The organism is Flagellimonas sp. MMG031 (assembly GCF_040112705.1).
In the GTDB taxonomy this organism is placed as follows: Bacteria; Bacteroidota; Bacteroidia; order Flavobacteriales; family Flavobacteriaceae; genus Flagellimonas.
The window spans coordinates 3220200-3234168 of the sequence record NZ_CP157804.1; the positions used below are offsets into that span (position 1 = coordinate 3220200).

14 protein-coding genes are annotated in these 13969 nt (G+C 42.8%); 10 read left to right on the forward strand and 4 right to left on the reverse strand.

Features of this window, described 5'->3' with window-relative positions; all coding sequences use genetic code 11:
- Positions 1-25 precede the first annotated feature (25 nt).
- The 3 genes from ABNE31_RS14540 to ABNE31_RS14550 are packed head-to-tail and all read left to right on the forward strand — an operon-like array spanning position 26 to position 4988.
- Entirely contained in the window at positions 26-1168 is a 1143-nt protein-coding gene (locus ABNE31_RS14540) for an imelysin family protein (protein WP_349351643.1), read from the forward strand.
- The gene (locus ABNE31_RS14545; protein WP_349351644.1) at positions 1169-2536 is read left to right on the forward strand and encodes an HTTM domain-containing protein; all 1368 of its coding nucleotides are present in this window, start codon (positions 1169-1171) and stop codon (positions 2534-2536) included.
- Positions 2514-4988 carry a TonB-dependent receptor gene (locus tag ABNE31_RS14550; RefSeq protein ID WP_349351645.1) on the forward strand — a complete coding sequence of 825 codons (2475 nt, stop codon included), beginning with the start codon at positions 2514-2516 and terminating at the stop codon, positions 4986-4988. The genes ABNE31_RS14545 and ABNE31_RS14550 overlap by 23 nt, the downstream gene beginning before the upstream one ends.
- Before the next feature lie 845 nt (positions 4989-5833).
- Here the strand turns inward: ABNE31_RS14550 and ABNE31_RS14555 are convergent.
- Genes ABNE31_RS14555 through ABNE31_RS14565 form a run of 3 tightly spaced genes read right to left on the reverse strand, consistent with a single transcriptional unit; the run spans position 5834 to position 7018 of the window.
- A complete protein-coding gene (locus tag ABNE31_RS14555) occupies positions 5834-6043 on the reverse strand; it encodes a GDCCVxC domain-containing (seleno)protein (RefSeq protein ID WP_349353054.1) in 210 nt (69 codons plus the stop codon).
- Positions 6043-6645 carry a mercuric transport protein MerTP gene (gene merTP, locus ABNE31_RS14560; protein WP_349351646.1) on the reverse strand — a complete coding sequence of 201 codons (603 nt, stop codon included), beginning with the start codon at positions 6643-6645 and terminating at the stop codon, positions 6043-6045. The genes ABNE31_RS14555 and merTP overlap by 1 nt, the downstream gene beginning before the upstream one ends.
- 1 nt (position 6646) lies before the next feature.
- Positions 6647-7018 carry a metalloregulator ArsR/SmtB family transcription factor gene (locus tag ABNE31_RS14565; RefSeq protein WP_349351647.1) on the reverse strand — a complete coding sequence of 124 codons (372 nt, stop codon included), beginning with the start codon at positions 7016-7018 and terminating at the stop codon, positions 6647-6649.
- Between the two features lie 861 nt (positions 7019-7879).
- On the opposite strand from ABNE31_RS14565, the gene ABNE31_RS14570 reads away from it, so the two are divergent.
- Positions 7880-8833 carry a DUF4382 domain-containing protein gene (locus tag ABNE31_RS14570; RefSeq protein WP_349351648.1) on the forward strand — a complete coding sequence of 318 codons (954 nt, stop codon included), beginning with the start codon at positions 7880-7882 and terminating at the stop codon, positions 8831-8833.
- Positions 8834-8906: 73 nt separating this feature from the next.
- Here ABNE31_RS14570 and ABNE31_RS14575 read toward each other — a convergent pair whose 3' ends face one another.
- Positions 8907-9719 carry a membrane metalloprotease gene (locus ABNE31_RS14575; RefSeq protein WP_349351649.1) on the reverse strand — a complete coding sequence of 271 codons (813 nt, stop codon included), beginning with the start codon at positions 9717-9719 and terminating at the stop codon, positions 8907-8909.
- A gap of 478 nt (positions 9720-10197) precedes the next feature.
- On the opposite strand from ABNE31_RS14575, the gene ABNE31_RS14580 reads away from it, so the two are divergent.
- The 6 genes from ABNE31_RS14580 to mobB all read left to right on the forward strand — a co-directional run bounded on the left by ABNE31_RS14580 (position 10198) and on the right by mobB (position 13965).
- Entirely contained in the window at positions 10198-10428 is a 231-nt protein-coding gene (locus tag ABNE31_RS14580; protein WP_349351650.1) for a hypothetical protein, read from the forward strand.
- On the forward strand, positions 10425-10835 hold the full coding sequence (gene ssb, locus ABNE31_RS14585) for a single-stranded DNA-binding protein (protein WP_349351651.1): 411 nt from the start codon (positions 10425-10427) through the stop codon (positions 10833-10835). Before ABNE31_RS14580 ends, ssb begins: the two co-directional genes overlap by 4 nt.
- Positions 10836-10900: 65 nt before the next feature.
- On the forward strand, positions 10901-11341 hold the full coding sequence (locus ABNE31_RS14590) for a DUF6876 family protein (RefSeq protein ID WP_349351652.1): 441 nt from the start codon (positions 10901-10903) through the stop codon (positions 11339-11341).
- Between the two features lie 24 nt (positions 11342-11365).
- Complete coding sequence (locus ABNE31_RS14595; protein WP_349351653.1) at positions 11366-11815, forward strand: JAB domain-containing protein; 450 nt, start codon at positions 11366-11368, stop codon at positions 11813-11815.
- Positions 11816-12349: 534 nt separating this feature from the next.
- The gene (locus ABNE31_RS14600) at positions 12350-12937 is read left to right on the forward strand and encodes a BfmA/BtgA family mobilization protein (protein ID WP_349351654.1); all 588 of its coding nucleotides are present in this window, start codon (positions 12350-12352) and stop codon (positions 12935-12937) included.
- Between the two features lie 2 nt (positions 12938-12939).
- The gene (gene mobB, locus ABNE31_RS14605) at positions 12940-13965 is read left to right on the forward strand and encodes a MobB family relaxase (protein WP_349351655.1); all 1026 of its coding nucleotides are present in this window, start codon (positions 12940-12942) and stop codon (positions 13963-13965) included.
- Positions 13966-13969 lie beyond the last annotated feature (4 nt).

The window sequence follows — 13969 nt, forward strand, 5'->3', positions numbered from 1 at the left end:
GAATAATTAAAAATAACTACATGATATGGGTAAAAAATGGTATTTTGTCCTAACGTTAACTTGGTTGGTTTGTGCCTGCTCTTCCGATAGCTCGGATGTTCCTTCAGATGATATGGGTATTGATCAGGGAGCTGAACTTACCTTCGATAGAAAGGCCATGTTGATCAATTGGACGGATAATATTATCGTTCCTTCCTACAAGGAACTACAAAGTGATCTATTGGATTTGAAAACAGCTTTTGATGCATTTGTTGCTGTCAAAAACGTGGATAATCTCGTCATCTTCAGGCAAGCTTGGGCAGATGCTTATATATCTTGGCAGGGTGCTGCCATGTTCGAGATTGGTCCTGCGGAAGCTAATGGCTATCGTTCGAATATGAACACTTTTCCTACCGATACCACCTTGATTGCCTCTTTCATCGATTCAGGAAGCTATGACTTCTCTTTGTCCTCAAATAGGGATGCCAAGGGCTTTCCGGCTCTGGATTACCTTTTGAACGGCTTGGAAGGCACGGATGAGGAATTGGTTGCAAGATGGGCCGAGGGTACCGAAGCAGACAATACCATGGATTTGATCGAAGCCATTTTGGTCGATATGCTTTCCTTGACCGATACTGTGGTTTCCGGATGGGAGGATGGCTATCGCAATACCTTCGTGGAAAACGATGGGTCGTCCGCCACGGCTTCGGCGGACCGTTTTGTGAACGATTATATCTTTTATTACGAAAAGTTCTTAAGGGCAGGAAAGATGGGTATCCCGTTGGGTGTGTTTTCCGGTACACCGCAACCTGCTACCCTGGAGGTATATTACAGACCGGAACTTGGCAAATCCATGTTTTTGGCCGGGATGGATGCTGTTCAGGATTTTTTCAATGGAAAGCATTATGGTTCCAATACCTCTGGGGAGAGCCTTGCATCCTATTTGGACGATTTGAACACCTTGAAGAACGGTGATGATTTATCACAATTGATTAATGCCCAATTTGATCTCGCCAGGGGGATGGTACAGGATTTGGGTAGCTTTAGGGATGAAATAGAACAAAATTCACCTCCCACGAACATGTTGCTTGCCTATGATGAGGTGCAGCGCATTGTGCCTTACTTCAAAGTTGATATGGTGTCGGCTATGAGCATCAGTATCGATTATGTTGATGCCGACGGTGATTAAATGAAGCTGATTCCAAGAACATATCTCAAAGAAAATACGGAGGCCGCCCCTTTGGCGGTCTTTCGTATTTGCTTTGGAATTATGATGTTTGTTGGGATTCTCCGTTTTTGGGCCAACGGTTGGATTGAAAAATTATATCTGGAGCCCCAATTTCATTTCTCATATTATGGCTTTGAATGGGTAAAGCCTTTGGGAGTGGTAACCTATTTCATATTTGTGCTCTGTGCTTTTTCGGCCATAGGAATTGCCTTGGGGTATAGCTATAGAATATCCATAATACTGTTTTTTTTGTCCTTTACCTATATTGAACTGATGGACAAAACCACCTATTTGAATCATTATTACTTTATTAGCATACTGTCTTTTTTAATGTTGTTTCTACCGGCCAATGTATATTTTTCAGTAGATGCCAAAAAGGGATATGTCCAAACCTATCAATTGATACCAAAATGGACGGTAGACAGTATCAAACTTCTTTTGGGCATGGTTTATATCTATGCGGGATTGGCCAAACTCAATTCGGATTGGTTGATGGAGGCCATGCCGCTCAAGATCTGGTTGCCCTCCAAGTTCGATCTGCCCCTAATCGGGGATTGGTTGTCCAAGGAGTGGGTCCAATATGGATTTAGTTGGGGAGGTGCACTTTATGATTTGACGATACCTTTTCTTCTTCTATATAAAAGAACCAGATATATTGGCTTTTTCTTGGTGATTTTTTTTCATGTACTGACGCGGGTTCTATTTCCCATTGGAATGTTCCCATATATCATGATCGTATCCGCACTCATATTTTTTGATGCCAGGCTTCACCATAGGGTTTTGACCATCTTATCAAGAATCATGGGGATTACCAAAAATAAGTTCGATAACGGAAAAGCCTTTGTTGATAAAACAGGACTTATGACAGGGATAAAATATAGTGCGGTCACTATATTTTTCATGTTTCAACTATTGTTTCCATGGCGATATCTTTTGTATCCGGGCGAATTGTTCTGGACGGAAGAAGGTTATAGGTTTTCATGGCGGGTAATGCTTATGGAGAAGTCCGGCTATGCCCAGTTCAAGATTGTGGACAAAGCGACCCAGAAATGGTTTTACGTCGACAACAGTGATTTTTTGACCCCCTTCCAGGAAAAGCAAATGGCATTCCAACCGGATTTTATCGTTCAATATGCACATTACCTAAAGAATCATTTTGAAAAGGACGGGCATCGAAATATCGGGGTCTACGTGGAATCGTGGGTTACGCTGAACGGACGCCTTAGTCAACCTTTTATCGATCCAAAAGTTGATTTGACCAAAGAGAAGGATGTATGGGAACACAAAACATGGATATTACCATTTAATGATGAAATCAAAGGTATTTAGAAGTACGGTCGTTTTGTTTTTATTTGCTATTCACAGTTGGGGGCAAGTGGTTATTTCAGGGAAGGTTACCGATTCTGAAAACTTACCTGTTTCGGAAGCCGAAATATATTTATCGGAACTTCAACGAACGGTCTTGACTTCGGAGACCGGGTATTTTGAATTTAAGGATGTTCCAATAGGCTCGTATTCCTTAATAGCTTTTGCATATGGATTGAAACTGCACAGACGTAATCTTGAGGTAAAATCGGATATGGAAATCCATATTTCGATGGAACCTTTGGGAGAAGCTTTGTCTGAGGTGGTTTTGACCAACCAACGGGAACAAATATTTAAGCTACAATCCTTAAAAAAAGTGGAGGGAACGGCTATTTATGCTGCTAAGAAAAGTGAAGTGGTTCTGGTCGATAACCTTACTGCCAATCTAGCGGCCAATAATCCCAGACAAATATACGGTCAAGTAGTAGGGTTGAACATTTATGAAAATGGTGATGCCGGGCTGCAATTGAACATTGGAGGTAGAGGTTTGGACCCCAATAGAACTGCAAATTTCAATGTCAGACAGAACGGGTATGATATCAGTGCCGATGCACTTGGATACCCCGAAAGCTATTATACCCCACCTGCCGAAGCATTAAGGGAAATCCAAGTAGTACGGGGAGCAGCCTCTTTACAATATGGACCACAGTTTGGGGGATTGGTCAATTTTAAGTTTAAAAGGCCCAATCCTTCCAAAGAAATAGAACTAATTTCAAGACAGACACTGGGCTCATATAATCTTTATACCAGCTTTAACAGTTTGAGCGGTACGGTGGGGGACTTTAGCTACTATACGTACCTTAACTATAAGGAAGGTGATGGTTTTCGGCCCAATATGGTTTTTAACAGTAGGAACTTTCATGGACACTTTTCCTATAAAATTACCGAGAGGACCAGCTTGGCACTTGAAACCACATTTTTTAATTATTTGACCAAACAGCCTGGAGGATTGACCGATTCCCAATTTTTGGAGGATCCATCATTCAGCAATAGAGAGCGGAATTGGTTCCAGGTGGATTGGAAGTTGTTTTCCCTTCGTTTGGATCATCAATTTTCCAAAAACACGGATTTTAGCCTAAACCTTTTTACCTTGGATGCTTCACGCAGTGCTTTGGGCTTTAGGACCAATCGCGTATCACAACAGGATGATCCAAGTGAACCACGAGAACTGTTACAGGACAATTTTTCCAATTGGGGAGCAGAAGGTCGTTTACTGACACGTTACAAAATGGGAGGTAAGGATAATGCGGTATTGTTGGGTATCAAATATTATCAGTCTTCCAATAAACAAAAGCAAGGGCCTGGAAGTGCTTCTGATAGCCCCGACTTTAGTTTTGCCGACGATCAATATCCAAATTATGAAAGACAATCACAGTATGAATTCCCTAATCTTAACCTTGCAATTTTTGGTGAGAATATTTTTACCATTTCCGATAGGTTATCTGTAACCCCAGGATTTCGGTATGAATATATCAAAACACAGGGAAAAGGTAGCTATAAGAATATTGTTTTGGATTTAGCAGGAAATCCACTTCTCAATGAAGATGTACCAGAAGATAGGATTTTCGAACGTAGTTTTTTGCTATTAGGTGCAGGCCTCAGCTATGAGCTTGGGGCAAATAGTGAACTCTATGCCAATTTTTCACAGAACTATAGATCGGTTACCTTTAATGATATCCGAGTGGTCAACCCTACCTTTCAGGTGGACGAAAATATTTCCGATGAAAATGGATTTACGGCCGACCTGGGGACCAGGGGGCGATGGAAAAAATACCTGAAATATGATTTAAGTGTCTTCGGGCTGCTATACGATGACCGATTGGGTGAAGTGCTTCGTAACGAAACCCAGGTCAATGCTAATGGTGAAACCGTGGAAACTGGACGTGTCGTTCGATTTAGGGGGAATATAGGGACCGCTTTTTTATATGGCCTCGAATCTTTTGCCGATGTAAATTTGAAACCGCTATTATTTAGTCGAAATGACAATTTGAAGTTCAATTATTTTGTAAACTTGGCCCTTACCGGTTCTGAATATATTTCTTTCGAAGAAAATAACGTCGATGGTAACCAAGTGGAATTTATACCCGAGGTAAATCTTAAAACAGGGTTCAATGTTGGATATGGCAATTTCTTGGGAAGCATACAATATACGTACCTGTCGGAACAATTTACCGATGCGACCAATGCACCCCGTGATGTCTACGATAATCAGAGGGGGATTGAAGGTACAATTCCAGCTTATGATATCATGGACCTATCGCTTTCCTATGTCTTTGATAGGTTCAAAATAGAAACAGGAGTGAATAATCTATTGAATAGTTCCTATTTTACTAGGAGGGCCACAGGTTATCCGGGTCCTGGAATCATTCCTGCCGAACCAAGGACTTTTTACATGACTTTTCAGATTAAATTGTGACATGGGCCATCTTGATGCGTCCATCATATCATCCCGACGAAATGGGTTTTGAAACAACCCAAAATAAGTAAAATTATAAGGAAATCAGTTGGTTACATATTTTCTGATTTCATTTGATTTCCTTTAAAAATTGTTCAAAAGTGACCCGTTCGTTGACCTTAAGGGGGGAGTATTCGACCGACGAACCAAGCTCATTTCCTTCATTAACTCGGTAACCCATCAGTATTTGACTTTTATCTCGATTTGACTTTGAAAACAAAATCGAGTATTCATCTAAAATGGGAGTACATGGGCGTTTCATTAACTTTTTGTTTTCATTATTGACTCAATATGGCCAAGGAAAAGATGCTTTAGCTCCCGTTTATACACGTGCTATCCTGGATGGAGAACGCGCTGAAAACAGTCTTAAACGCATGACCTAAGAAATCTTTTGGGGTTCAAAAGCTAAAAAAAGGTGCGGATATGGTAGGACTTCGGTAAGAACTAAAAAATATTTTCCGTGATAATGGTGCATTTGTTTCAGGATGTTAGTATACCAGTATTCATTGGTAATAGTGGTTTAGGACATTCAAGTCAATAATGGTACATGCGCATTGTAAAGGTTTAGAAACTGTAACATGAAAAATATAAAAATGCCCTAATCACCTACCTACATGTTGACATAACATTTTAATCATAAAATGGATGTGACTTACATACCTTATGTATCAGCAATGACGCGTTTGGGGTTTGTTTATCAAGAAGGGGTATGTTCTTTGAAACTGGTCAATTTTTTGGTGTATTGGGACAGATAGAAAAATGACCTAAAGGAGTTGTAGACTGATCGGATTTGTGACAGTGTATTATCAATTACAGCAACCAATACCCGATTGGACGGGTGGACACGCAACTGTACCATAGGAACAAAAAACACAACAATCCCTCTCTTTGGGTTTTAGTACTTTATTACAATTTTCACAGTCGTAAAAGAATTGGCAGGCCTTCGCCGGCATTTCTTTCTCTTTTTGGTGACCACAGTGCGGACAGGTAACAGTAGATTTTAATACCACCTCAATTACTCCATGATTTTGTAACCTGTCTTACCAATGGCGGTCTTTATTTCGTCTGGCGTTACCGTACCCTTGTCATACTTTACAAAAGTCCTGGATGTACCATAGTCCGCATTAACTTCCAAAATACCCTCCAATTGATTGACTTCGTGTTCGATATGGGCTTCACAACCTGCACAGGTCATCCCCTGGATTGAATAGTTCAACTCACCTACATTTCTTTCGGATACATAAAAGACCTGTTTCTCAATATTTGAATTGGGATAAAATAAATGTGAGTAATATGGAAAAGCCAACATGAAACCAGCAAAAATGGTCACCAAAAATAGAAATGTTTTGGATTGGATGAATTTAGGTTTGTCATCCCCACAAACACAATTACTATTTTGTGGGAGTGGTTTTGTTAGCCTGTACCAGGCAAATCCAAGGATTGAAAAGGTCAGGCCTATTAAAATTGGCCTGTACGGCTCTATCCAAGAAAAGGTCGCAGCTATACCTGTGGCGCCCGAAAACAATGCCAATACTGGGGTGATACAACATAGAGAGGCCACAATCGCCGAGAAAAGGCCAGCAAAAATACCTTGGTTGGGGATTCTCGTCTTTTTCATTTTATGCAATTTTTCTTTTGGATTGTACATTGGTTAAAATGGCGGCAAAAAATGATTCATTCTTCTTTGAAATGTGATAAAATATGGTCTGGCCCTCCCTGCGTGCACCAATGATCTTAGCATCCTTCATTTTACGTAAATGTTGTGAAACAGCGGGAACACTCATTTCCAAAATATCTGCAAAGTCACAGGGGCATAACTCAAACTCCTTTTGCAATAAGAACAATATTTTGAAACGAACTTCATTACCTGCAAGTGCCATCAATCTACTTATGTCCTCTATGGAATCAGTATTGCTGTTCAGACTTTCTTTACAACGAATGATTTGTTGATGGTCTGCTTCTGCTCTGGTACAGCTAACTTCGAGTTTCATAGGAAGAATTTGCCATAAATATATAATTATTTAAGCAAATACTTAAATAAGTTTGAAAAACACTTCTTTCAATTGAACTTTAACTACAAGTTTGTCCTATTAGCTATATGCTATCTAAAATAATACTATACGACTCAATTGACATCCGTTCCATAGGTGCAATCAGATGTTGAGTATATTGTTTTCCGGAATTTCGGCCTTTGGAAAGAGGTGGTTGTTTACGAAGTGAACATGACTGTGCAGGTCTTCTTCAAAATACATTGATGGTATAAAAGTCAACTGATTCGTGCTAAATGCGTTTTTTGGAGGAGGTACAATCATCGTTCAATCCGGCAATAATTCGGAAACACCCACTTACATTGTTATGCTCTTCCATCATTGTGTTTATAACAGCTTTTAAAGTTCTAGTCTGTTCTCTTCAATGGCTTTGGTAAAACTAGCTGTTCTACTTTTTCTTTATATGTCAATCAACGGTATAGGTATATGAAACGATTAAACAATAAAGGCATCTTTCCTATGATTGAAACCATCATACAAAAGATCAATGCTTTACCTGTTCAATATAAGGAGTATCAATTAAAATAGCACGTTTACATTCGGTATTGGAATTGGGCCAAACCGTAAATTCCCTAAGCATCTCCAATAGCAGTTGGGTATAGCAAAGCGAAGAATCACCTTAATTCCTTTGGGCGTATTTTGTTTAAGGGTTTGGATATCTTCATCCTTTATTAAAACTATTCCAATCCAAATCGGCCAAAGTTCCGTATATAATTCTAGAAGCTATAAAGTAGGGTTTTTTCAGCTGAAAATGTTATACCTACAAATACATCTAATAAATAAATATTTAAACCTAAATTTTTTATGAAACCTTTTTTGAAGAATGTTGGTATTACAATGGGAATAGCAATCATGATGTTCTCTTGTAGTAAGGATAATGAAAATGGAAATCCAGAAAGTGAAACCTACAGTACAACCTACAAAATCACGGATGCGCCCGTGGACAATGCCGAAATCGATGCTGTCTTCGTTACAGTTTCCGATGTTAAAGTGGATGGCACCTCTTTAGAGGGCTTCAACAAGACCACATTCGATCTTTCCGCATTGGTAAACGGACAGACCAAGACCTTGGGCAACCTCCAAATGGAAGCCGGTTCCTATAGCAATATCGAATTGGTATTGGACTATGATACCGACATGGACGGCAATGCTCCCGGATGTTACGTGGAAATGGCCGATGGAACGAAGGACAAGATCGAATCCACTTCGCAATCCATTGACATTACCGATGGTTTTGAAGTATTTGCAACCAATACCAATGAAATCATCATTGATTTTGACCTGAGAAAGACCGTTAAGGAAGAACAGGGAACTTTGGAAAGTGACTTCAACTTTGTGACCGCTTCTGAACTCAGTGCTGGCCTACGAACGGTAAATAAAGAGGCTACAGGTGAAATCAAGGGTACTGTCAACGATGCGGAGAACACATCGGACAAAATCGTAGTATATGCCTATGAAAAGGGTACGTACAATGCAGAAGTTGAAACCCAGGGACAGGGCGAGAGCAATATCCGATTTGCCAATGCCGTTACCAGTGCCGAAGTGGGAGGCATCAACAATTCCTACAGTCTTAACTTTCTGAAAACTGGTGAATACGAGCTGATCTTTGTGTCCTACACTCAGGATGGCAACCAATTCTATTTCAATTCCACCTTGGAAGTGGAATCCACCACAGGACTGGATCTTGGGGCCCTCCAAGTGACCTCTGCACTGCAATTGAGTGCCAATGTCACCGTAACCGGAACATCGTCATTATAGGACAATACGGAATCCCCCTTGAATTTTGAATCAATAAAGCCCCTTTACAACCAAGGGGCTTATATTTTTTGCACTATTTCCCACCATGGGCGCGCAAATCTTGCAGGCAAGCCTGGTCAAGCTCCGGAATACTCCCGCCACTGATCATATTGACAAGGCCCTCACCGGTTTCCGCCGTCCAGTACATCAGACAATTCTCTGTGGTACAATGCCGGCCATGTTCCGTATCCTGATGTTCGCTCTGCAAAGGAGTTCCTGCATTGACCAGGCCCATCAGGTGCCCAAACTCATGGTCGAGCACCGTACGTTCCAAAACCGTAGTACTGGGTGATAAGGGTTGCCCACTGAACTCACGAATCGTATCCGAGAAAAGTACAAAAGAGGTATTTCTATAGGCCACACCCAATACCGAACCTTCATCCGTATTTTCAGCATACTCCCCGTCCAGGAAAATCCCGAACACCTTTAAAATCGAGCTTTCATTATAGGCCGTTCTGATATCATCCTCAATATCCCGCACATCGGAAATGGTGTAGCTGGCCTGTCCTGGGGAGGACAAAGGGAACAATTCGATGGCAATGCCCGCTGGTTTGTTCAAACGATTTTCCAGAAAAGTTTTAAAACCTGCTATGGTTTCCGAACTGGGCTGGAGCCCCTCGATATAAAATAGCTCCACATATAAGCGGTCAAAGTCTCCATCGTCCAATAGATCTTGTGACGAATCCCCCACAGAACGAAGGTTTGCACTGTTATCCATTGGTGCTTCTTGGGATTGTCCCCTTTCACCGGACGACCCATCCGAAGAACAGTTTGACATCACCAATGCAATCAATATGATTTGCACCATTTTTCGATCAATTCCAATTATATACAATATTCTTTTCATAGTAGTATAACGAAAAACTTCTATATCATTGTGCATAATCGAAACGCCGGACATAGTATACCACCTTCGCCGGATAAAATTGAGCATCCTACAATATGACACAAAAACCTGAATTTTCTATAAATACATCCAAATATTAGATGGCTCAACTTTTCCGTTTTTGGTGGTCCAACCACCCAGCTCATCCACATAGAGCACACTATCAACAGTGAACCTACAGCAGAATTCATCCTTAAGATTCACAATCAACCCTTATCTTTTGTTCCTTACCGCTTCCATGGTCATATGAACTTCTCCAATTTTGTAATTGATATTCCCTGCTAAGCCTGCCGTCACTCCTTTTTTGGTCGGCAAAACAACAACATCCCTTCCTGTAGCCGGCATAAAGCCAGACCCCTCCCTTGAGGGGTTTCTTTTTTATACGGCTCCCACAGCAAGGGATGTTGTACACCAGTTAGCATCAAAAAAGGTGACAGCGATGGCGCTACTGGAAGTAAATCAAATACCACAAGACATGAAATCGTACACATCCCATTTATCGGAAGCAGGACGAAACCATCAAAAAAAGGAAGACGCTCCAGATACCATAAGTAAATCAACTGCCTTCGGCTTTTCTATTGATGCTGCTGGGAATGTGGTTCGGTATTTCACAGATAAGTTCAATTATTTTTTAACCGCCCGCTTTGGGCATAAATCCTTTCAATCATGAGCAATTTCAGAAATCATGTGCAATTAATCGGAAATGTGGGGGAAGACCCCAAGATCACCCTCCTCGATGGAGGACGCAAAGTGGCCCGTTTTCCCATGGCCACCAATGAGTACTACACCAACAGCCAAGGTGAAAAGATCCAGAACACGGACTGGCACCAGGTCGTGGCCTGGGGCAAGACCGCCGATATCCTCGAAAAGTACACCGCCAAGGGCAGTGAGATCGGCGTACAAGGAAAAATAAAGACCCGTTCCTATACCACCGAGGACGGCAACCAGCGCTACGTGACGGAAATCGAGGCCGATGAAGTGCTGCTATTGGGCTCCAAACCTGCCCAAGAGGACAGCGAACCAAAGACCCCTAAGTCCAAAAGCGCTAAAAGGGCATCCACCAAAAAGGATGCATAGCACCCAAGGGGTGCCCTTAGGGCATCCCTTCATTTTCTTTTTTGTTCAATTCAAATTCAATTCCCATGGAAACAAACATCCAACACCTCGAAAAAGAGCTAAGTCAGTTTTGCGGCTCACAACAGATTTTTACCCTTCCCCTCTGCCGAACACGGTACACCGAGGGCATCCAATACCTCGCCCAGACCGCCAATGCCTTTTGGCTGCTGACAGATGCCTCTGTGATGGGCAAGAGCCTAAGGGACAAAAGCCGATTTATCACCATTGACTTTAAACGCTATACCCCATCAGAAGTGGAAACCCACGGCTATGATGCCGCAATCACCTACACCGATGGCAATGGTACCGTACTTGCCAAACAGCAATACCATTTCACGGATTTTCCCTTGGAACAAATCCGACTCCTTTTTTGTGGACAATACCCTCCTATTGCCCTCCGAATATTAAAATGGTCGAGGGGATGCCCAAATAACCCTCTGGAACATCCCCTCTTTCATTTTTCCTAACTCTTAAATCCAATTTCAAGAAAAATGACAGCTAAAGTTAACGAAATAAAAATCAGCTACAAGGAGCATGCCCGAATTTCAGAAGCTCCACAATTGACCTCTTCCCGGGATGTGGCCGCACTTTTGCACCACAATTGGGATGCCGATACCCTGGCCCTCAAGGAATCCTTTAAAATCCTTTTGCTCAACAACTCCAATCGGGTCAAGGGTACCTATCAAGTCTCGGATGGGAGCATCACGGGTACCGTGGTGGACCTCCGCATCCTATTTGCCGTGGTGCTCAAGACCTTGAGCGTTGCCATTATCCTTGCCCATAACCACCCCTCGGGCAACCTAAAACCCAGCCAGCCCGATAAACAGCTGACCCAAAAAATCAAACGGGCTGCTGAACTCTTCGATATCAAAGTGCTCGATCACGTCATTATCGTACCCAATGGGGACTACTTCAGTTTTGCGGATAATGGTATGCTGTGAGTTATCCATAACAGACAGCCATTTGATATACCTTATCAATTGTGAGCCATCCCATCGGGGTGGCTTTTTTTTAGTTCCTAGAATTGAGGCTATTGGCGTTTAACTGCAAATCATTTTTAGTACTTTATACATCGTCTTTCCACTAGTCCTAATAAGGTGGAGGGACGGGCAGCATAACGATTTAACCCAAAGCATCTTAAAAGAAATCTACCCAATTCAACCATTTGCTGCAAACTCCATAATTCCACCTGCTGCATCTTCTTAAAATTCTGTCCCTTTTTCGTTCAACAGCCTATGCGCAATACCTTGAATGGGCGATGCATTTTGTGCTGCGCACAATAATGAAGAGCAAGAGGGCAACACGGCGAGCCGGTGTTGCATACATTGATTTTAAAATAACCCACTGTAAAACAGCGGTTTATTATTCAAAAAGCTTTTAAACAAAGGGCTTTAGAGGCCCCGATTTGCGGCAAATGCCCCCGAAACCCCTATAAACAGGCACGGATTTGCGGCAAATCCAAATCAAAAACTACCATGGGAACTGAAAGTTTTCGCAACATACGCTTCAAAAAGGACACCGCCAAAAGGTTCCAGTCCTTTTCGCGCATGTACTACAAGACCCATACCCTAGCCCTTGCTGGGATGCTAGATTTCTTTAGGTACAATGAAATCTCCCCTCACGAAAACCTCGGAAAGCGTATGGGCCTAATTATGGATTTCCTCCAAAAGTTCCGCGACTTTACCGCCAAACGCAACAATGCCACCATCGCCATCATCAAGGACCTAGAAAAACACGGTGTCATGCCCACCAAGGCGATGATGGAACTGCTCTTTGAAGGAGGACCAACCTCCTCAACCCAAAAGCATGGCGATATCCCTAAAGCTGAATTAATCATTCCCGAAGTCCAAGGCATGGACCTCGATACCGAATTTGCCCTGCTCGAAGAACGCAAACAGCGCCAACTGCTGGAACAGGAACTGGCCCAGCTTAAAACAATGATCAACGAGCAGCTCCTTAATCGGGTCAAGGTCATACGCCCGGCACTCGGTGCTCCCCGCCTCCAATTGGAGATGACCCTTTCCGAATGGAACGCCTTTCAAGAACATTTTAAAATACCATAGCCATGTACATCACTATTACACGACAACATCTCGGGGAAACCTTTTCCCAAAGTGCAGCAGATTTTGTGGACTATCTGGAAAAGGAAAACAAGGCACTCACCCCCGAACAGCAGGAACCTTTTTTTAACCAGCAACAAGACCATATCGACCCCAAGACCGTGGTCAAGGAAATCGATAACAATACCGACCGCCTCAAACAAAGCGAGCCCAAGTTCTACTCCCTGACCATCAATCCCAGTCAACGGGAACTGGCCGCCATCCAAAATGACCCCGAAAAGCTCAAAGCCTATGTCCGGGAGGTCATGAAGGATTATGCGGCTTCCTTCTATCGTAAAGAACCGGTCAAAGTGGAACAGCTCAAGTATTTTGCCAAGATCGAAAGAGAACGCACCTATTCCGGAAGGGACCGCGAAATCCGGGAAAACCGCCCCTATCGCGCACAGATTGCCAAACTCCAGAACGACCTGGCCAAGGTCAACCGAGGGGCGCTTCAAGGGAATCCAAAACACATCCAACGGGACATTGACCGGCTTTACAAACAGATGCCCCATAAATTGGATGGGAAACCCATCGAAGAGGGAATGCAAAAACCGGGTTCCCAAACTCATGTGCATATCGTGATGAGCCGCAAGGATATCACCAACAAATACAGTCTCTCACCAGGGAGCAGCTATCGGGAATCGGAGGCCAAACTCCATGGGCAGACCGTGAAACGGGGGTTCCGTAGGGATGAGTTTTTTGAGAAGGCCGAAAAAACCTTTGACCGGATGTTTAAATACAACCGCAACTATGTGGAATCCTATAATGCCCGGAAGACCCTGGACAAAGACCCAAAGGCCTATTTCTCCAAAATCATGGGACTGCCCGCCTCCAAAAGGGCCATGGCCCTCAAATTGCTGTCCAAGACAGGGGCCAAAGTACCCCTGCCCAACATTCCGACCAGTAAGGTGGCCATCGCCCGGAAGACCATCGCCCGATTGCAAAAGGCCGCATCAGTAGCCCGAAAGGCCAGTTCCATTGAAATTTAATCCT